A 19,209-nucleotide genomic window follows, 5' to 3' on the forward strand; every position below is an offset into this window, starting at 1 on the left:
CTGATGAAGATAAGGCTCCAAAACCTACCCCACCAGACTGCAGCCATCACCGCTTTGAGCCACGTGTTCCAAGACGTAGCGTTGGACAAAACCGGTTCGAGTGAAGCCAACCCGGTTATCGATATGAAAGGCTTGAAAATTGAGGAAAATATCTGGGATATCCAACACGGCAGTGTAGAAGGTGTACCGGCCATAGCTGAAGGACTGCACACCAAAGAGAGAGGCCTATACCTGGGTATCGACGTGCGAATGGAAACCGGTACCGGCAAAACCTATGTGTACACCAGAACCATGTTTGAGCTGCATAAACGCTATGGGTTTAATAAGTTTATTATCCTGGTGCCCTCCACGCCTATCAAAGAAGGAACCAGGAAGTTCATTGCCTCGGATTATGCCCGGGAACACTTTGCGGATATTTACGGTACCCAGACGCGTCTTGCGCTCGAAGTACTCGACCCCCAGAAACGCTCCAATGGGCGCAAAGTTTTCCCCACGGCAATCTCTTCTTTCGTCAGTGCTTCGCGGCTACAACGTAACCGTATCAACTGTTTGCTAATGACCGATGGGATGTTGCAGTCGAAGGCAACGATGGCCACCAACTACGACCAGGTTGTTTTGGGTGTTTCCTCGGTGCCTTACGATGCCTTGGCTGAAACTCGCCCCATTGTGTTGATAGATGAACCCCACCGTTTCCGTAAGGAAAACAAGGCTTGGGAAACTCTCATGGAACGCATCCGTCCGCAGGTGGTGATTCGCTTTGGAGCTACTTTCCCTCGCAGCGAGAAAACAGGTCGGATTGACTATAACAGCCTAATTTTCAACCTGGGCTCCATAGAAGCGTTTAACCGCCAGCTAGTCAAGGGTGTGGCGGTGCAATATCCTCAGGAGTCGACCGAAAAAACCGTGCGTTTGAAGTTAACACGTCTCTCTGCATCCAAACCCAAAACCGTCACCTTCAAGGATGAAGACACGCAGAAAAGTCACACCCTAAATCTGGGTGATTCTTTGGGGAGCATAGATGGCGATTTCGCTGGTATCACAGTGGAAGGCATTGGTAAGACGGAAAGCATCAACATCAAGTCGGGGATTACTCTGTCCAATGGCCAGATTTTGGCTCGGGGCGACACTATTACTTCTGGGGCATACTCGGATACCTACCAGGCTTTAATGCTAGAACGTGCCCTGGTCAACCATTTTGACACCGAGTGGGAAAACTTCAAACGTGGTCGCAAAATAAAAACACTGAGCCTGTTTTTCATCGACTCCATCGAGTCCTACCGTGGCAAAGACGGACATCCCGGGCATTTACGCCACAAATTTGAGCAGCTCCTCATGAAGCAAATCAAGCAACGCCTAGAGGAATACCAATCCAACCCTAGTCCCAAGGCGCAAGAATACGCCGATTATCTGCGCGCCTCCCTGGCGGACTTGCCGGCCACAAACGGCGGATATTTCTCGGCTGATAACGCCTCTACCGATGCCGCCATCCAGGCCGAAGTGGACGCAATCTTACGCGACAAAGAAGCGTTGCTGTCTTTCCGTAAACCCGATGGGGGGTGGAACACAATGCGTTTCATCTTCTCGAAGTGGACCCTGCGGGAAGGTTGGGACAATCCCAATGTGTTCCAAATTGTCAAGCTACGTTCCTCCGGTTCGGAAATCTCAAAACTACAGGAGGTGGGACGCGGTCTGCGGCTCCCAGTAGACGAGTACGGCACCCGGATTGCCGATGAACAGTTCTATCTGACCTATCTGATTGACTTCACCGAGGCCGATTTCGCTAACAAGCTGATTCGGGAGATTAACGCCGAGGCGCCAAGCAATCCCCGCAATATTAACGCCATGCTGAAAAAGGTCGCGAAGCAGTATGGTCTGGACGAAACAGAGCTGTTTATCGAGCTACTGCAAAAGAAACTGGTTGACACCGACAAGAATATTATCGAAGTCCGGGCGGCGGAGCTCTTTGCCAACTACCCAGAGTTCAACACGGGTCTTCATAGCGGCAAGGTAGTCGAAAAACCGATGCAAGTGCGAATCCGGAAAGAGAACTTTGCCAAGATTAGGCAGCTTTGGGAGCTAGTAAACCAGAAATACTACCTCCGTTTGGATGAACTGAGCGAGGCGGAATTTACAGCCTGTATAGACCATATTCTCGACCCCGGAGATGACATTTACACTCCACAACTGGGGGTGATTAGGCGCAACCGTATCCATAGTGATGCGACGGGAAACCTGGTTACCCAATCAGAGGCGATTGATACTTACCGAATCGAAGATACGCTGTCTTATGGTGAGTGGCTGAAGGCTGTCTACCAGCAGACATTCCTGCCAATCTCCGCAGTTCACGCTGGTTTAACGCGTCGAAACGCCACCAAGACGCTGCCCCAGGATTTCTTCTCTAAAGCTACCCTGTCAAGGTTCGTCGCTAAGTTCCATTCCTGGATGCAAGACAGTTTCGTCAGCCGCTTCTCTTACACCAGAATTGACGGTGTGATCGGGGCGACAGCACTGACCGAAGCCAACGGGGAACCGCTTGAAAGCATCATTCAAGGAAACTTGGGAATACACCGGACGGAGCACTTCCAAGTTTCAGACAAGTATCTCTATGATGCTTTCGTTTATGATTCAGACCTGGAAAAAGCCAATATCAAAAACTCTGGGCTAAAGGAGGTCGAGGTTTTCGGCAAGATTCCACGTTGTTCCATTAAAGTTCCCCTGTATTTCGGGGGCACCACCAGTCCGGATTTCATGTATGTGCTGCGTACTCCTGAAGGTGCCTTGAGCTTGAATTTCATCGTGGAAACCAAGGATGTCAAAACCAGAAACGACCTGCGTGGGGTAGAGGTGCTCAAAATCAAAGCGGCTAAAAAATTCTTCGAGTTCATGCAACAGCAGGGAATCAGAGTACGCTTCGAACCACAGCTGAAACAAGACGACATCGTCGTAATGCTTCAGCAGCTACTGGCCGCACAGTGAGTGCGTACCTTTGGTTCAAGCTAACCGCGCAGCGACGGTGTTTCTCCAGGTTGGGTTCATGATGTCGGTCGCCTAGCTGACGGGGCAAGATTTCGTGGATATAACCGACTCGACTTTGGCTGTGATTTTTGTGGAAATTTCCTAAAGGTAACCATTCCGACATTGCGGTTTTATATTCAATAGCCTTTGCAAAATGAACACAAAATTCACGAGACTTTCATGTAGGTGATGAACTATGAAGTAAAATTTTGGTTTTTTTCAAAAAAGCTGCATGAAGTTAACACTTCGGAGCATTTATGATAGATAATAGTCGCAGCTGGTTTCCTCTGGCGCGGCTGGTTCCTACCGGCTGGAAAGACAACGATGTTTAATGGATTGGAGTTTCAATGCGAAAATTATTTGCAGCTGCCGGTGCCGTAGCACTGGCTTTGACTATGACCGCGTGCGGTTCTTCAGGAGGTTCCGGGGATGCGGGTAAGGCTTCCGGCGACTCTGGCGCTGACGGAGCTAAAGAAGTCGGTGTAACCACCTGGTGGTCGGCCGGTTCAGAAAAAGACGGCTTTGAGGCTTTGTCCAAGGTGTTCAAAGAGCAGCACCCGGATATTACCCTGAAAAATCTGGCGACTTCCGGTGGCGGCGGTACTAACGCCAAACAAAAACTGGCTGCTGACCTGGCCGCCAAAAACCCGCCGGACACCTACCAGTCCCACGCGGGGGCGGAACTTTCAGCGGATATCGCCTCGGGCTATGTCGAGGATGTTTCCTCGCTCTACGACGAGTTCAAACTGCGTGAAGCCTTCCCGAAATCCCTGATTGACCGTCTGACGGTGGACGGCAAGATTTACTCGGTGCCCTCTAATATTCACCGCGCGAATGTGGTGTGGGCTAACCCGAAGGTTATGGAAAAGGCCGGCCTCGACCCCAAGAATCCCCCCAAAGACATCAAAGGCTGGATTGCTGACATGGAGAAACTCAAGGGTGCCGGGGTGAAATTCCCCATCACCGTGGGTGACACCTGGACTCAGCTAGAACTGCTGGAAACCGTGCTGATTTCCGACCTGGGGGTGGACAAGTACAACGGGCTCATGGACGGCAAAACCGACTGGGCTGGTGCGGACGTAAAGGCGGCACTCGAAGATTACGCCAAGATTATTTCCTACACCGACCCCTCTCTTTACACCGAGGACTGGGAGCCGGCCATGAAACCGATTCTGGAAGGCAAGAGCGCCTATAACGTGATGGGCGACTGGGCGCCGCCAGCCTTCGAGCACGCCAATATGGAATGGGGCAAGGACTACGTAACCTTCCCGGTTCCGGGTAACGAAGGCGTGTTTGACTTCCTGGCGGATTCCTTCACCATGCCGGTAGGCGCGAAGCATCCCGAGGGCACCAAGGCTTGGTTGCAAACGATTTCTTCGGTGGAAGGCCAGATTGCTTTCAACAAGGCCAAGGGCTCTATTCCATCTCGTTCGGATTTGACCCCGGAACAGATTAAAGAGTTCTCCGGATACCAGCAGTCCGCCATGGAATCTTTCGGTAAGGACACCATAGTGTCCTCCATCGCCCACGGGGCGGCGTTGCCACTGAAAGCCACCGAAGCCATGAAAGCAGCTTTGGGCAAGTTCATGGCAGCCAAAGACGTTGATGCCTTGCAAAAGGACTTCGTGGCTGCCGTAAAGAGCGCCGTGTAATTCCCCTTCCAAGGGTTTGTTTCGGGGGTCGGGTCGACTTCATGAGGAGCCACTCGACCCCCGGGTAAGCCCCTCATGGGACGCACCTTCCTAAAACAGGGGATTTGGGCTTTTAAAAATAAAACAAGCAGTGGAAAACAGCCGGGATGGTAACCCGCAAAATCTGCCTTGAATTGAGGATAATATGTCAGACAATCAAGCCGCTGTGAGCAAAGTAGCCGCAGCATCTAAGCCGAGAAAGGCTCGCAGTTCAAACGGTATCAAACAGTGGGGACCGGGACTGTTGCTGGTGTCGCCTTCGCTGATACTGGTGGCGATTTTTGTTTACGGGCTGCTGGGAACCAACGTTATTACCTCGATGCAGGATAATCACACCCCGCCGCAAGTCTCGGGGAAGGCACCCGTGCACTTTATCGGTTTTGAAAACTTCAGCACGCTGTTCGCCGACAAAGACTTCCAACATTCCTTGGTGAACCTGTTAATGTTCACGGTGATGTTCCTGGTAGGAACCCTGGTGTTGGGCTTCCTGTGGGCCTGGATTTTAGAGAAACCCATGAAAGGCGAGGGCTTCTTTCGCTCGGTATTCCTGTTTCCGATGGCCGTGTCCTTCATTGCCTCGGGCGTGGTGTGGCGCTGGCTGCTGAACTCGGCCACCGGGGATAATGCCTCGGGGCTGAACCGCTTGTTTGAAATGACAGGGTTGAAAGCCTTGGAAAACCAGTGGATATCTGATGTTCGCTTCGGTATTCTAGCCATTGGTATTCCTGCGGTGTGGCAGCTTTCTGGTTACGTAATGGCACTGTTCCTGGCCGGTTTTCGCGGCATTCCCGACGACCTGCGCGAGGCTGCCCGCATGGATGGAGCGAATGAATGGCAACTTTACCGCCACATTATTTTCCCGCAACTTGCCCCCGTGGCCTTGTCGGCTGTCATCATCATCGGACACATGTCGCTCAAATCCTTCGACTTGATTATGGCGATTGCCTCGCAGACTTTCTATCAAACCAAGGTTCCCGCCATTGATATGTATAACTTTATGACGGTGTCCGACCATTCCAATGCGGCCGCCGTGGGGACGGTGCTGCTGGTGATTGTGGCGTGCCTGGTCGTGCCCTACCTGATTCGCGACGCAAAGGAGTCGGCACGATGACCAACACCGCAGTTAAGGAAAAGACAATGAAGAAAACGAAGCCTCAAACCCGAGTGCCAGGTAAAACCGGCACCACGATAGGGAAAACCGTGCGCTACGTGCTGTTGATTTTGTTCTTGGCCGCCGTGCTGATGCCGGTTTATGTCCTGGTTGTTACCTCTTTCAAAGGCGCGAGTGATGCGGATCCCTCCCGTACCTGGTTCTTGCCTACCGAGTGGAACACCGATAACTGGGCTCGCGCCTGGGAGGCGTTAAAAGGCGGTTTGCTGAACTCGCTGCTGATGGTGATTCCGTCCTCGATTATTTCGGCCATGCTGGGCTCGGCCAATGGTTTTGTGCTGTCCCGCTGGCGTTTCCCCGGGGCAAATGTGGTCTTTACCCTGATTCTGTTCGGAATGTTCATTCCCTACCAGGCAGTGATGATTCCCCTGATGAAAATCGTGGTGTCATCCAATATTGGTTTCGGGATTCACCTGCTGATTTTCTTGCACATTGTCTATGGCATCCCGATTACCACCCTGATTTTCCGCAACTACTACGAGTCGATTCCGAAAGATTTAATAGAGGCCGCTCGGATTGACGGAGCCGGGATGCTGCGCACCTACTTCTCGGTAGTGTTGCCAATTTCGATTCCTTCCTTTGTGGTAGTGCTAATCTGGCAGTTCACAGCCGCATGGAATGACTATCTCTTTGCCCTTTTCTTTGGGGGCGGAGCCCAAAATGGCCCGGTTACCTTGGCTCTAAACGAACTGGCACACGGGTCGATTATGGCCGACTATGGCGGTTCCATGGCGGGTGCCTTGATTGCTTCCGTGCCGACATTGCTGGTCTATATTGCGCTGGGGAAGTACTTTGTGGGCGGCATGATGGCTGGTTCGGTCAAAGGCTAGCCTTCACTTTCCGTCGTTTTCCGTGGCGTTTTTCGCCGCGCCAGGTTTCGCTGCGTATTTTTGTTTCGGTTTCATGAGGTGCTTGCCTTTGTTTTACGCTGCTGCGCCGGCGCTGCTTTGCTGCATTTCTTGGGGTTTTTCTGGTGGGACGGGTTTGACCTGGGGGGGATTGTGGGTTTTTCGGGTTGAGCCGGGAGCCTGAGGGAACTTGTACCCTAAATTTTTGGCAAGAAGTGTGTAGTAATGTTGCCCAGCGGAGATTCCCGCAGGCAGCTTTATGCTGCCCTATATTTAGACCCGAAAGGAAATGTAAATGAAACACGAACTTAGAAAATCGCGGGGGTGGGGCAGCCTAAATAGACTGGGCATAGCCACGCTCTCCGGCCTGCTCGTAGTAGGCCTCACCCCCACCTTCGCCAACGTGGTTTTCGCAAGTGAACCGACTATTAACAACTCCGATAAGACTGTTCCGGTGAAGGTATAGTACAAAGCGACCACCCCTGCTACAGTTGCGGGAGAACTGAAAACCACAGCTGATGTAGGAATTGCAATCGAAGCTGATACCAGGAACTCCAACTGTCCTGAGCTCGAATTCACCACGGGAGGAGGTTTCCCCTCAACTTTGCTCCGCAAAGTTTCACCTCTCAGTCTCGCTGCGCTGCGCACCTCGCCACACCACCTTCGCTAGCGGCGGCGCGCGTCCGGGGCGGGACGGCGTAGGGCGATTCATGGTTTCCGTAATTTCTCTTAGCGGCTTTGCCGCTTAGAGAAATCGGACAAACCATAGCTAGCCCGGCCGTCCCACCCCAGAGCGCCACCGCGACAACAAGCGCGAGAACTGCCGCAGCGACAGTAGGCGGCGCCACCGCGACGGCAAGCCTAAGCGGTAAAAAAGGCAACTAAATCAATCGGGGTGCCAGGCTCAGCCTGGCACCCCGATTGATTTAGAGTAACGCGCGGTATCCGGGTATCCGGCATAAACCTATAAACATGAGTTGCTTGCCAAAGTGGCAACCAAGCTGTTATACTTGCCATGTTGGCAACTAACTTTGAGGAAGAGCCGGTAAAACGGTTGGCACCTCATGAAAGGCGACGAACCAATGAGTGACGAAGCGAACGATGCAAGTAAAGAGCCTGGCGCGGGGATGACCATTCCGGGTGCTACCCCCAAAGCTGCAAGAGGCGAAGCCAATCCAGTCGAGACAACCCCAACAGCGGCAGATTCAGCCCAGACAGACCCAGCCGATTTAGCACTCGCTGCCACGAAACCGAGCCCCGAGGAAGCCGCGCAGCTGCTAGAACTTGTCGACCAGACGGCCGACCGGGTGGTGACTCTGCAACGTTTCCCACGCTGGTGGCTGACGCTATACATGCTGTTACCGGCCGCGATTCAGTCGTTTCCCCTGCTGCTGGAAAACGAGTGGGTCTATGTCGCAACCGTGGCCGGGGGAATACTGGGCACGTATGCGCTGTTGACGTTAATGTGGCCCAAACTGATACGCACCGGACTGGGGCAAGACGAACGCCTGCGCTTGCAAATCCGGTTCTTGCTGCCCCCCGTGGTCGGGGGCACTGCCACGGCCAATATCCTGTGGGAAAGTAAAGGCGATTCCCCGTGGCTGCTGGCGAGTATCGTGTTTGTGGCGGTGGCGGTGGTTTTGGGATTTTATGCCCAGGTTGTCTTGCATTGGTACCGGGTGCGGGTGCTGGCCAGGGCTTTTGACTTCACCGAGTCGGAGGAAATCTGGGATTCGGCGCGCGAAGAGGTTCGTCGGCGCATCGCTGCGGTCAAGACCGCTGAAAAGGCTAAACGCCGGGGGAGTGTTCGGTGATGAATGGTACTTCCGGGGTTGGTGGGGTACGGCGGATTCATGAGGTGCCGCCCGTCGATCCGGGCAAAACGCCCGAATCTGCGACTCGTGAAAAAGGGGTTGTGCAGCAGGAACCCGCCTCGCCCCCCGAAATAGCACCTCATGAAACCGTAAAACCCGCCCGGCGGAACAAACCTGGCGCGGCTCGGCAGGCGGAGGCTACCCCGGCCAAGTTTGATGAACTGATTCATTCCCCGAACCGGCTGCGGATTATGGCGACACTCGCGGCGGTGTCGGAAATCGACTTTGCCACGCTGGAGGAAAACGTGGAAATCACCACGCAACTCATGAGCAAACAGTTGAAACTGCTGGCCGAGGCGGGTTACCTGGCGATGGAAAAACGCCCCGAAGTGGTCGGACGCCCGCGCACCTGGGTGGCACTGACCCCGGCGGGGCGGCGCGCCTATGCCGGGCACGTCAATGCCTTGCGCGAGATTACCCAACGGCTCTGACCACGGTTCCAACTACTCTAAAGCTACTCTAACATTCGATGTTAGAGTAGCTGTCCGGGGTTTTCCTTGGAATTTCAAGGAGTTTTCGGTACTCTAATAGCTGCTTTAACGTACTCTAACAATGTTAGAGTACGTTAAAGCAGCTTCCTTGGGGTGTATATCTCTAAAAAGATGCTTGCCAAAGGCACCCCGGTCATCTTTCCACGGGTTCATGAGTCGCCAATCGGGATTTAGACGGCAGCGCAGCTAACAAGCCCATGCCCAGGATCGAGACCAGGGTATAGAACCCGAACATACGCGCAAAACCCAGGGATAGCCCCTCATGAAACAGGGAAAACCAACCCGCGCCGCTGGGCGAGGCGTCCGACCCGTCGGCAGTCACGCCGGTGGCCAAGAAACCCACCAGCAGCGCCGGCGCCAAAGTAGTCGCAATCGAGCGTACCAAGGACAGTGTGGCCTGGCCGGAATTCGCGTCGCGCGCCGGCACCAAGTGCAATACCAAATAACTCAGCGGTGCCCCCATCAAAAACCCCATGCCGAGTCCCATCAAGGCCAAGGCCACCAAGGTCGAGGCCAGCCCGGGGAATGGGGTCGCCCAAAACACCAGCAATACCCCGGATCCGGCCGAAATCACCAGCCCCATGCCCAACACGAAACGCGGTCCAAACCTGTCCGTCAAGCGTCCCGACAGCGGTGCTCCCACTGCCGAAGCGAGCCCGACCAACACGGTGGGGAAACCGCCCGCGCCCCGGGGCAAACCCAAGGTGAACTCGGAAAACTGGGGGATGAACATTATGGTCATCATTAAAGTCCCGGCAATCCCCCCAACCAGCAAAGTCGTCAAAACTGGCAGGGTGGCGAAGTATTTGAAGTTAATAATCGGGTCGCCCCCGCGCCGCTGCAGCCGGGTTTCGCGCCACCAAAACACGGGTGCCAACACTGCGCAGCTCGCCAAAGCCAAAAACACATTCGGCTGGCGCGCCGTGCCCAGGAAATCCCCGAAATCCAGGTGCTGAAATCCCCACAGCAGCGCGATTATCATCACCACCAGCACCGCAATTCCCACTAAATCCAGCCGTCGCGTGTCGCGCGCACCTCCTCGAGGCAACACCCACGCACCCAGTCCAATCACAACCACGGCCACCGGCAGGTTGATATAGAAAATCCACTGCCAGTTCCCCGCCCCGGCCACCGCCAGCACCAGGGAGCCCGCCCCGGCACCCAGCACCGAGGTCACCCCGTAAACCATGCCGACCAGCCCCAGGGCGCGACCCTGCTTCGCGGGTGGCACCACAGTGGTCACTGCCGCCGTCGCCACTGGCATAATCCCGCCCCCGCCCAGGGCTTGCACCACGCGCGAGGCCAGCAGCATCCCGTAAGACTCGAAGGTCTGGGACAGGCCACATCCCAGCGAGCCGACCGCGAACAGACCAATTGCCGCCAGAAATACCGGTTTTGTGCCCCATAAATCCGCGAGTTTCCCGATTGCTGGAATCCCGGCAGCGTAGGCCAGGGTGTAAATCGTGAACACCCACACGCTGACTTGGTCGCCCACCCCCAGGCTTTCTTGGATGACGGTGCGTGCGGGGTTCACAATCGCGGTGTCTAGCGCGCCCATCCCGATTCCCGCCAGGTAGAGCGCCAAAATCAGTTTCCAGTGGCGCGGGGGAGTGAAAGTCGCGTTGGTCGCGTTGGTCGCGTTGGTCGTGTCGGCTGTGTCGGCTGTATGAGGTGCCATCTGGGTATCAAGCGTTGCGTTTTTCATCGCGAGCCTCCCTGGTGCCAAGTTTGCAAGGCATCGGCCAGTTCCCCGAGCATCTCGGTGAATAGCTGTACTTCCCGGGGTCGGCGCCCGGCAAACAGTTCCCCCATACTCTCGGATAGGGGCGTGGTGAAATAGTGGCCAACATCTGCGGCATTCTTACCCAAACCCAACAGAGTGCGCCGCCGGTCGGCCGGGTCGGAGTGGCGTTGCAGCAGCCCCTGTTCCACCAGCCGCTCGACTTGGTAGGACGCGGCCGCGCGGGTGATGTGCAGGGACATCGCGAGGTTGGAGGGGGTCAGCGGCTTGTCTTCCAGTTCCGCTTGCCACACCAGCAGTACGGCCTCGCCGTCTTTGCCATGCAGACCCAGCCGCGATGTGTAGCTGTTAATCAAGGCACTGGAGGAGAAAATCAGGCGGTGCAGTTCGAAGACTATGCGATGTCGCGCGGCATCCGGGGCAGCCTCGCTGGCAGTATCCCGCGCGGTCTTAGCGCTGGGCGCGAAGTCAGCTGCGGCGTTGCTGTCCGGGTCGTGGTTTCTGTTTTGGTAGGATGTTCCACTCATGTAGTTAAGTATATTGATAGTTAAGATACTTAATCAAGAGGGGAGTAAATTTATCCCCAAATCCCGAAGGATTTGGGGATAAATTTTAAGGATTACGCCAGGAATTTCGGGTGGCACCTCATGAAAAGGGCACCAGAAACCCTAAATCAAGGAGAGCACCTGGCGGGCGATGGCGACCTCTTCATTCGTGGGAATCACCAAGACCATAACCTGGGAATCCGGGGCGGAAATCTGCCATACCTCGGCGGCGCGATCGCGGTTTTCGTTGCGCTCGGGGTCAAGCTTGACCCCCATGAACGCCAGTTTTTCGCACAGTTTCGCGCGAATCCCCGGGTCATTTTCGCCGATACCGGCGGTGAATGTCAGTACATCCAGACCGCCGAGTTCCGCCGTATACGCCCCGACATACTTCAACAAGCGCTGCAAGTACACCTGCAGGGCATGGAGTGCATCGGGGTCGCCGGCCTGGCATCGTTGCCACACATCGCGCATATCATTGTCGCCGCACAGCCCCAACATGCCGGATTTCTTGTTGAACAAGGTATCCAGTTCGTCCACATTCATGCCCTTGCGCAGCAAGTGGAACACCACAGCTGGGTCGATATCGCCGGTGCGAGTCCCCATCACCAGCCCTTCCAGGGGAGTCAAGCCCATCGAAGTATCGATGGCTTTGCGTCCCAATTCCGCACAGGCCGAAGCCCCGTTGCCTAGGTGCAGAGTGATTTGCTTCACATCGTCGCGTCCCAGGTGATCACAGACCAGACCCGAGACGTATTCGTGGGATGTTCCATGCGCCCCGTAGCGGCGAATGTGGTATTTCGCGGCGGTATCTTTTTCCAAGGCATAGGTCTGGGTTTCGGTTGGCAAGTCGTGGAAAAACGCCGTGTCAAAGGCGGCGACGTGGGGCAAATCGGGCCACAGTTCCATCGCCGTGTCAATCCCAATCAGGTGGGCGGGATTGTGCAGGGGAGCCAAGTCACACAGTTCCACGATTTTAGCGTGAGTGTCCTGGTTTATGACCGCAGATCCACGGAAATACCACCCGCCCTGCACCACGCGGTGTCCACAGCCCACCACATTGGCGCTATCTAGGTCAGGTCCGTTTTCCTTGAACATTTCGACGATACGAGTAAAGGCTTCCTTGTGGGTGGGTAATGGCAAGGCATCATGGTGTTTTTCGCCGTTAGCCTCGTGGGTGATTTCACCTTTGTCGGTGCCGATACGTTCAGCGATACCCTTGGCCAACACTTCACCGGAAACGGGCTCAATCAGCTGGTACTTCAAGGAAGAGGATCCAGAGTTGATAACGAAAACTGTCTGTTTAGTCATGAATTGCCTATCTATATCTTTGAGTCTGGGTTATGTTTACAAGCTTATTATCCACTAGCCTTGCGCCTGGATAGCGGTGATAACCACGGTGTTGATAATGTCGTCCACCGTGGCGCCGCGCGACAAGTCGTTGACCGGGGCGTTGAGGCCTTGCAATACCGGGCCGATAGCCAAGGCACCGGAAGTGCGCTGTACCGCCTTGTATGTGATATTGCCGGCATTCAAATCCGGGAAAATAAAGGTATTGGCTTGACCCGCTACCTTTGAACCAGGTGCTTTCTTGGCGGCCACTGATTCCACCACGGCTGCGTCAAACTGCAGCGGTCCATCAATGGCCATTTCTGGAGCCGCCGCCTTGGCCAAGGCGGTAGCCTCGCGCACCAGGTCAACCATCGGGCCAGTTCCGGAATCAATTGTGGAATAAGACAGCATCGCCACTTTAGGTTCTAAGCCGAACTGGGTGGCGGTCGCGGCCGAAACCACGGCGATATCAGCCAGTTGCTCCGCCGTGGGAGCAATAGTCACCGCGCAGTCGGAATACACATCGAAGTGGTCGTCGAAGACCATCAGGAATGCGCCGCTGACCAGTTTTACGCCCGGGCGGGTCTTGATAACCTGCAAAGCGGGGCGAATCGTATGGGCGGTGGTGTGTGCCGCGCCGGACACCATGCCATCGGCATCCCCGCACACAATCATCATGGTAGCGAAGAAGGAAATATCCTTGAGGGTTTCCCGAGCCTTTTCCTCGGTCATCCCCTTATGCTGGCGTAACTCTACCAGTTTAGGAACATAGCGGTTCAGCCGGGTGGTGTCGTCCAATGAAACCACCGTGGCAGCGGATAAATCCACGCCAAGCACTCGAGCCTTGGTGTCAATCTCAGCTTTTTCGCCGATAAAGATGACTTCGGCCGAACCATCTTGTAACACCTGAGCTGCGGCTCGCAGCACCCGTTCGTCAGTGGCCTCGGGCAGTACAATCCGCTTCCGATTCGCGGCCGCTCGCTTGGCCAGGTTGGCCACAAATGAATCCTTAAAACCACTCATATCCAGCTCCTTTACTGTCTGTTAGACGGTATTTATCCATACGGGAATCCCCTTCATCCTAACGCAAGTGGTGGGGGAGCTAAAATGTTGTACCGCGAAAATTGTTTTGGGGTTCGGATGGAAGCGTTTTAGCGACTTTAGTATGTTCAGTGGGCAAAGTTGGTGCACTTGAAAGCGAAACGGTCAGGGCGGAATAAATATTCGCCGTAGGCTGTGACGTGTCCGGTGTCATCCAGGGACACATTTTGAACCGCCAAAACCGGAGATCCCACGGGAATCCGCAGCAGTTGCGACTCTGGGGTGGTGGCTTTACGCGCCGAAAAGGTCTGGCGAGCCTGGGCTACAATCACTCCACGTTCAGCCAAGGCGGATTCGAAAGAATCCCGCTCTAAGGCCACAGCAGCCGGGGCGATGGCAGCTCGAATCACGTCGAACATCAGTCCCACGGGTTGCTGTTCGCACAGCCGCAACCGGCGAATGGTGGAAATATCGGTGCCTACTGGCAGCTCGAGTTTAGCTGCGATTTCATTAGAGGCGGGTGACGACCCATAGGAAAGCACTTCGGTGGTGGGTTTGCGTCCTTCTGATTTCATCTGGTCGAAAACAGTTTGCAACTGGTTGGGACGGTGCACCCGGGTGGGAGCCACCTGGGTGCCAATGCCACGACGGCGTACCAGCAGCCCATGATCACCTAGTTGTTGCAGAGCCCGCCGTGCGGTGGGGCGTGAGACATTGAGTCGGCGTGCCATAGAGAGCTCGTCTTCGAGGCGAGTTCCTGGGGTGAGCTGCCCGGAAAGGATTAGTTCCTCTATTGGTTGTGCGATTTGGTGATAGAGGGGGACGGGAGAGTTCCGATCCAGCCTCACATCAGCTTCGAAGTAAGTTGGTGCCTGTACCATTTTGGTTCCTCCGTTTCCTTGATGGTCAACTCCTTTGACCTCGATTACACCTATTGTATCGACAATTAATGCCTGAATGATAGGCCAAAAGCACTGAAATTTCAACGAAATATCCCTGTTAATTAACCAAATGGTAAGTGAAATTTTGGGGTCTGGATATGGCTTAGAATTGGGGTATGGAAGAAAACGTGTCGCGCGGTAAACCCGCTGGTCCTGTCCTTGTTGTCGACTTTGGGGCACAATACGCCCAGTTAATCGCTCGAAGGGTGAGAGAAGCCCGGATTTACTCGGAAATAGTGCCGTATTCGATGCCAGCTGACCAGATTTTAGCCAAACATCCGGCTGCCATCATTCTTTCAGGTGGGCCTTCTTCGGTGTATGCCCCCGATGCGCCGCGCTTTGACACGGCTATTTTTGACGCAAATGTGCCGGTCTTGGGCATTTGTTACGGCTTCCAGGTGATGGCGCAAGCCCTTGGTGGAGTGGTTACCGCCACGGGTACTTCCGAGTATGGGCACACCGATTTGTCAGTTTCCTGCCCGGGAACGCTCTTTGCACAAATCCCAGCTGAACAGGCTGTATGGATGAGTCACGGCGATGCGGTCACGGCGGCTCCCAGCGGATTCCAAGTTACAGCCAGCACCAAAGAAACCCAGATAGCCGCCTTCGAAAACCCTGAACGTCACCTGTATGGAGTGCAGTTCCACCCTGAAGTCCGACATACCACTCAAGGTCAGCGCCTCTTAGAGCAATTCTTGTACGTCGGCGCTGGTTTGGAACCGGTGTGGACCGCGAAATCAATCATTGACACCCAAGTCGCCTTGATTCGCGAACAAGTCGGCGATGCCCAAGTTATCTGTGGGCTCAGCGGCGGGGTGGATTCCTCGGTGGCTGCCGCCCTGGTTCACCGAGCCGTTGGTGACCAGCTGACCTGCATATTTGTCGACCATGGCCTGCTGCGTAAGGGGGAAAAAGAACAAGTCGAACACGATTACGCAGCAGGGATGGGAATTCGCGTCAAGTACGTGGATGAATCCGCGCGCTTCTTGACCGCGCTGAAAGGCGTGACTGAACCGGAACAAAAGCGCAAGATTATCGGCCGTGAATTCATTCGTTCCTTTGAAGCTGCCCAACGGGCGGTTATCGCCGAGGCAGGCGCGGCGGGCAAAGAAGTAAAGTTTCTGGTTCAAGGTACCCTCTATCCTGATGTAGTGGAATCCGGTGGGGGATCCGGCACTGCGAACATCAAGTCGCACCACAATGTGGGCGGCCTCCCCGAAGACCTCAAATTTGAGCTAATCGAACCCCTGCGTCAGTTATTCAAAGACGAGGTGCGAGCCCTGGGGCGGGAACTGGGCGTGCCGGAAGTAATCGTGAAACGCCAACCCTTCCCTGGACCAGGACTCGGGATTCGCATTATTGGCGAAGTCACCAAGGAACGCCTCGATGTGCTGCGCGAGGCCGACTGGATAGTGCGTCACGAGCTGACGGCCGCAGGACTGGATGACCAGATTTGGCAATGCCCCGTGGTGCTGCTGGCGGACGTGCGTTCCGTAGGAGTGCAGGGGGATGGGCGAACTTATGGACATCCGATTGTGTTACGCCCGGTTTCCTCCGAGGACGCTATGACTGCTGACTGGTCACGACTAGAATGGGGTTTAGTGGCTAAAATATCGAACCAGATTACTAATCAGGTGCCTCAGATTAATCGAGTTGTCCTGGATTGCACCTCCAAGCCACCGGCAACGATTGAATGGGAATAAGAATGGCCAAACTTGAACAAGGGCTGGGATCCTCAAGACCGCCAGAGCCTCTGGATTCCCCGCTCCCCTCAGGGATTAAACGACCCTCCTTGCCGCCACCTCCGCCGGGGAAACCGCCTCGGAAACGTCACGTGAAGCTGTGGGTCACCTTGGGGATACTGGCGGTGATGCTGGGCAGTGTGGGAACTGCTTTTGGGGTGTATCACCATCAAAACCGCGAGTTGGCCTTACCGGGGATACGCGTCGCCGGAAAATCGGTGGCGGGAATGAACGAGCCGCAATTAGCTAAGTTTTTTGATGCGAAGGTGCGTGATACGAAACTGGAACTCCAAGGAGCCGCCGTTCCCGCTGTGAGCGCGTCGGAACTGGGAATTACGGTTGATAGTAAGCAAACAACTCGTGAAGTGCTGAAACCAAACCGTCAGTTAGCAACTTTCATTACCGCGATGTTCCAAGAGAAAAAAGTGCCTTTGAAACTCCAGGTGGACTACGCCACTCTCTATGCCAAAGCGGTAGCCTTGACTCCCATTCAGGGACAAAGCCGCGCCCCGATAGAACCAGCCATCAAGGCTGACGCTAAATCCGAAAAATTTGAGGTGACTGCGGGGCAACCCGGATTCGGGATTAATCCCTATTGGCTCAAAGACCAGATGATGCAGGCCTTGAACCAAAACGATCCGAAAACAGTCCAGGTGAAAAACGAGGTGGTTCAGCCCTTCCACCGGGAAGCGGAACTGCAGCCCCTGGTTGACGAGGCCAATGGCTACTTGACAGTGAAATTGGAATTGCAAGGTCAAGAGGAACTCTATCAAGCCAAAACTTCGGAAAAAATCGGATTCGTCAAGATTCCTTCTGGTGTGGACAAGCTGCCTGAACACGTCGACATTGACCGGGAAGCTATCGGCAAATGGGTAGAGAAACAAGGCGAGGCGGAAAATACTCCGGGGACTAACGGAATTCGGATGTTAAACGCGGCCGGGAAAATTATCACCGTCCGCTCCGAGAAAAAAGACGGTAAAGAAGTCAGCAATCTAACGCAGCTAAAAACCGGCGCAGCCGAGAGCTTTGCCGCTAAAAAAGACTTCGTTCAGAACATGGAGCTAAAAACCGTTCCGGCCAAATGGGAAGATAAAGTGGCGGCTCCGGGGGCGGAAACTCTGCCTTTTGTGGCCAGTGCGGGGGAAAAGTGGATTGATATTAATACCTCTCCCGAGGTGCGTACCGTTACCGGCTATGTCGGCACCGAGAAAGTGTCCGGTCCCTATCCGATGGTGCCAGGAAACCCCGGCACCCCCACGATTACGGGGCAATTCAAGGTATATATCAAGCGCTCCACCCAAACCATGCGCGGCTTCAATCCTGATGGCACCCGCTATGAGCTCCCCAATATTCACTGGATTCTGTACTTCCACGGGGACTATGCCACGCACTCGGCCAGTAACTGGCGGTCCACTTTCGGACCGGGAGCCCCCGGGGGATCCCACGGTTGCGTAAACATGGCAGAGGACACCGCGAAGGCGATTTATGACTTTGCCGACTTGGGAACCCCCGTGGTGGTTCACAATTAGGTACGCCCGCCGGTTGCGGTGTAGCTGCTAGCCGGTGGGGCGGTGCCTCGGCGCTGGTGGGGTTCCGGAGGGTTCCGGAGGGTTCCGGAGGTGCGGGTCATTTTCCCGCGTTATGCTAGTGGTGCGTCTTGTGTTGGGTACTTTTGAACTGTTCATAGGCCGATTCATCGAAAACCACATCGAGTTCCCCTATGAACTCAGTGGGGCCACAAGTGTGACAAAACCCGTTTTTGAACCGGAACAAGCCGTCCTCGGGCACAAAACGGAATACTCCACCAAAGTCATATTCCGCCATTCCCAGTTCCAGTCCCCACTGAATCATCTCCCATTGCATGTTGTAATTGGGCATGAGGTTGCGCTTTTCGTTGGAACTGGCGCCATACATATAGAAAAGTTTTTGGTTATAGGGCACTGCGATAGCCGCCGAAAGCGCCTCGCCTTCGTGGAAAGTCAAGTAAATCCGGGATTGAGGGAAGGCGCGAATCAGACCCACGAAATAAGCCTTATTTCGATAGGTAATCGAGTTACGCTGCGCCATAATCTCGGTGAGTTCATAGAATTTATCAATGGCAGCTAAAACTTCTGCTTCGCGATGGCTTTGCCAACTGTAATATTGGGTGGTGCAACCTTTACGTTGGGAAAGCCTGATGTTATAGCGGGTTTTTTGGTTAAATTCAGCCATTAGTTCCGCAGGGGTGGTGTTTGGGGATAGCGGCAAAATCATGTTGAAACGCGGCTGGATGAAATCCCCCAAGTCGGTTTCCCGGCTGCGAAACACATAGCCCAAATCCCGGTAGCGCGACACTAATTCCCCATCCCAACGCACTTCTGGGTCGAGACGCAATAAAAAGCCGTCACGTTCACGTATTAAGGGCGTGGCCTCTGCAATCAGCCTCGTAACCAAGTCGGTGTCATAGAAATCACAAACCGGGCCGCGGTTGGCATAAAACAGGCGTTTGCCGTTGGCTACTTTCAAGGACAATACCGACATGGCAGCGGTAATGTGCCCCTCGGATTCCAGATACACAAAATGTGAATCCCAGTTCTGTTTTACTTGACTCCACTGCCGATCTTGGGGGCAGCGCGCATAGGGGGAATGTCGCACGAAGTCGTCGAAGGCTGCGATTTGGGGGCTGTCATAATCCAGGATTGGCATAATTCTTTCTCCAAGGTAGGGATGGCCGGTTTGGTCGGCTGCGGGGGTACCATTCCGGGGTTTACTTTGTTTTTACTAGGGTATCACTAGGT

The 19,209-nt window shown here is 54.6% G+C and carries 16 protein-coding genes; 9 read left to right on the forward strand and 7 right to left on the reverse strand.

Features of this window, described 5'->3' with window-relative positions:
• Positions 1-3 precede the first annotated feature (3 nt).
• The 5 genes from F4555_RS01405 to F4555_RS01425 all read left to right on the forward strand — a co-directional run bounded on the left by F4555_RS01405 (position 4) and on the right by F4555_RS01425 (position 7,191).
• Entirely contained in the window at positions 4-2,976 is a 2,973-nt protein-coding gene (locus F4555_RS01405; RefSeq protein ID WP_115325542.1) for a type III restriction-modification system endonuclease, read from the forward strand.
• Between the two features lie 386 nt (positions 2,977-3,362).
• Positions 3,363-4,667, forward strand: coding sequence for an ABC transporter substrate-binding protein (locus F4555_RS01410; RefSeq protein ID WP_004013004.1), 1,305 nt, complete (start codon positions 3,363-3,365; stop codon positions 4,665-4,667).
• A gap of 184 nt (positions 4,668-4,851) precedes the next feature.
• Entirely contained in the window at positions 4,852-5,817 is a 966-nt protein-coding gene (locus F4555_RS01415; protein ID WP_004013003.1) for a carbohydrate ABC transporter permease, read from the forward strand.
• Between the two features lie 26 nt (positions 5,818-5,843).
• On the forward strand, positions 5,844-6,707 hold the full coding sequence (locus tag F4555_RS01420; RefSeq protein ID WP_050750053.1) for a carbohydrate ABC transporter permease: 864 nt from the start codon (positions 5,844-5,846) through the stop codon (positions 6,705-6,707).
• 313 nt (positions 6,708-7,020) lie between these two features.
• Positions 7,021-7,191, forward strand: a complete 171-nt coding sequence (locus F4555_RS01425) for a hypothetical protein (RefSeq protein ID WP_160151194.1) — start codon at positions 7,021-7,023, stop codon at positions 7,189-7,191.
• A 160-nt stretch (positions 7,192-7,351) separates the two neighbouring features.
• Here the strand turns inward: F4555_RS01425 and F4555_RS01430 are convergent, their stop codons facing one another.
• Positions 7,352-7,573: a hypothetical protein gene (locus tag F4555_RS01430; RefSeq protein ID WP_115325541.1), complete on the reverse strand. Its 222-nt coding sequence runs from the start codon at positions 7,571-7,573 to the stop codon at positions 7,352-7,354.
• A gap of 234 nt (positions 7,574-7,807) precedes the next feature.
• Here F4555_RS01430 and F4555_RS01435 point away from each other — a divergent pair, with 234 nt between their 5' ends.
• Positions 7,808-8,539: a hypothetical protein gene (locus F4555_RS01435; protein WP_231282773.1), complete on the forward strand. Its 732-nt coding sequence runs from the start codon at positions 7,808-7,810 to the stop codon at positions 8,537-8,539.
• Positions 8,539-9,030, forward strand: coding sequence for a transcriptional regulator (locus F4555_RS01440; protein ID WP_115325540.1), 492 nt, complete (start codon positions 8,539-8,541; stop codon positions 9,028-9,030). Before F4555_RS01435 ends, F4555_RS01440 begins: the two co-directional genes overlap by 1 nt.
• Before the next feature lie 193 nt (positions 9,031-9,223).
• On the opposite strand, the gene F4555_RS01445 is transcribed toward F4555_RS01440, so the two are convergent.
• The 5 genes from F4555_RS01445 to F4555_RS01465 form a co-directional block, all read right to left on the reverse strand.
• Positions 9,224-10,795: an MFS transporter gene (locus tag F4555_RS01445; RefSeq protein ID WP_115325539.1), complete on the reverse strand. Its 1,572-nt coding sequence runs from the start codon at positions 10,793-10,795 to the stop codon at positions 9,224-9,226.
• A complete protein-coding gene (locus F4555_RS01450) occupies positions 10,792-11,358 on the reverse strand; it encodes a MarR family winged helix-turn-helix transcriptional regulator (RefSeq protein WP_114990069.1) in 567 nt (188 codons plus the stop codon). The genes F4555_RS01445 and F4555_RS01450 overlap by 4 nt, the downstream gene beginning before the upstream one ends.
• A gap of 141 nt (positions 11,359-11,499) precedes the next feature.
• Complete coding sequence (locus F4555_RS01455; RefSeq protein WP_004012996.1) at positions 11,500-12,687, reverse strand: acetate/propionate family kinase; 1,188 nt, start codon at positions 12,685-12,687, stop codon at positions 11,500-11,502.
• Between the two features lie 54 nt (positions 12,688-12,741).
• Positions 12,742-13,731 carry a phosphate acetyltransferase gene (pta, locus tag F4555_RS01460; RefSeq protein WP_004012995.1) on the reverse strand — a complete coding sequence of 330 codons (990 nt, stop codon included), beginning with the start codon at positions 13,729-13,731 and terminating at the stop codon, positions 12,742-12,744.
• A gap of 146 nt (positions 13,732-13,877) precedes the next feature.
• Complete coding sequence (locus F4555_RS01465; protein ID WP_004014777.1) at positions 13,878-14,630, reverse strand: GntR family transcriptional regulator; 753 nt, start codon at positions 14,628-14,630, stop codon at positions 13,878-13,880.
• Between the two features lie 176 nt (positions 14,631-14,806).
• On the opposite strand from F4555_RS01465, the gene guaA reads away from it, so the two are divergent.
• Positions 14,807-16,393: a glutamine-hydrolyzing GMP synthase gene (gene guaA, locus F4555_RS01470; RefSeq protein WP_004012993.1), complete on the forward strand. Its 1,587-nt coding sequence runs from the start codon at positions 14,807-14,809 to the stop codon at positions 16,391-16,393.
• 2 nt (positions 16,394-16,395) lie between these two features.
• On the forward strand, positions 16,396-17,961 hold the full coding sequence (locus tag F4555_RS01475) for a L,D-transpeptidase family protein (protein ID WP_248613734.1): 1,566 nt from the start codon (positions 16,396-16,398) through the stop codon (positions 17,959-17,961).
• A 115-nt stretch (positions 17,962-18,076) separates the two neighbouring features.
• On the opposite strand, the gene F4555_RS01480 is transcribed toward F4555_RS01475, so the two are convergent.
• Positions 18,077-19,117 (reverse strand): lipid II:glycine glycyltransferase FemX, encoded by a 1,041-nt coding sequence (locus tag F4555_RS01480; protein ID WP_004014781.1) that lies wholly within the window; start codon positions 19,115-19,117, stop codon positions 18,077-18,079.
• Positions 19,118-19,209 lie beyond the last annotated feature (92 nt).

It is taken from the genome of Mobiluncus mulieris, assembly GCF_014204735.1.
In the GTDB taxonomy this organism is placed as follows: Bacteria; Actinomycetota; Actinomycetes; order Actinomycetales; family Actinomycetaceae; genus Mobiluncus; species Mobiluncus mulieris.

Excerpts from the sequence above, each read along its gene's own strand:
- F4555_RS01405 (WP_115325542.1), top strand. The coding sequence starts at position 4 with ATGAAGATAAGGCTCCAAAACCTACCCCACCAGACTGCAGCCATCACC.
- F4555_RS01410 (WP_004013004.1), top strand. The coding sequence starts at position 3,363 with ATGCGAAAATTATTTGCAGCTGCCGGTGCCGTAGCACTGGCTTTGACT.
- F4555_RS01415 (WP_004013003.1), top strand. The coding sequence starts at position 4,852 with ATGTCAGACAATCAAGCCGCTGTGAGCAAAGTAGCCGCAGCATCTAAG.
- F4555_RS01420 (WP_050750053.1), top strand. The coding sequence starts at position 5,844 with ATGAAGAAAACGAAGCCTCAAACCCGAGTGCCAGGTAAAACCGGCACC.
- F4555_RS01425 (WP_160151194.1), top strand. The coding sequence starts at position 7,021 with ATGAAACACGAACTTAGAAAATCGCGGGGGTGGGGCAGCCTAAATAGA.
- F4555_RS01435 (WP_231282773.1), top strand. The coding sequence starts at position 7,808 with ATGAGTGACGAAGCGAACGATGCAAGTAAAGAGCCTGGCGCGGGGATG.
- F4555_RS01440 (WP_115325540.1), top strand. The coding sequence starts at position 8,539 with ATGAATGGTACTTCCGGGGTTGGTGGGGTACGGCGGATTCATGAGGTG.
- F4555_RS01445 (WP_115325539.1), bottom strand. The coding sequence starts at position 10,795 with ATGAAAAACGCAACGCTTGATACCCAGATGGCACCTCATACAGCCGAC.
- F4555_RS01450 (WP_114990069.1), bottom strand. The coding sequence starts at position 11,358 with ATGAGTGGAACATCCTACCAAAACAGAAACCACGACCCGGACAGCAAC.
- F4555_RS01455 (WP_004012996.1), bottom strand. The coding sequence starts at position 12,687 with ATGACTAAACAGACAGTTTTCGTTATCAACTCTGGATCCTCTTCCTTG.
- pta (WP_004012995.1), bottom strand. The coding sequence starts at position 13,731 with ATGAGTGGTTTTAAGGATTCATTTGTGGCCAACCTGGCCAAGCGAGCG.
- F4555_RS01465 (WP_004014777.1), bottom strand. The coding sequence starts at position 14,630 with ATGGTACAGGCACCAACTTACTTCGAAGCTGATGTGAGGCTGGATCGG.
- guaA (WP_004012993.1), top strand. The coding sequence starts at position 14,807 with ATGGAAGAAAACGTGTCGCGCGGTAAACCCGCTGGTCCTGTCCTTGTT.
- F4555_RS01475 (WP_248613734.1), top strand. The coding sequence starts at position 16,396 with ATGGCCAAACTTGAACAAGGGCTGGGATCCTCAAGACCGCCAGAGCCT.
- F4555_RS01480 (WP_004014781.1), bottom strand. The coding sequence starts at position 19,117 with ATGCCAATCCTGGATTATGACAGCCCCCAAATCGCAGCCTTCGACGAC.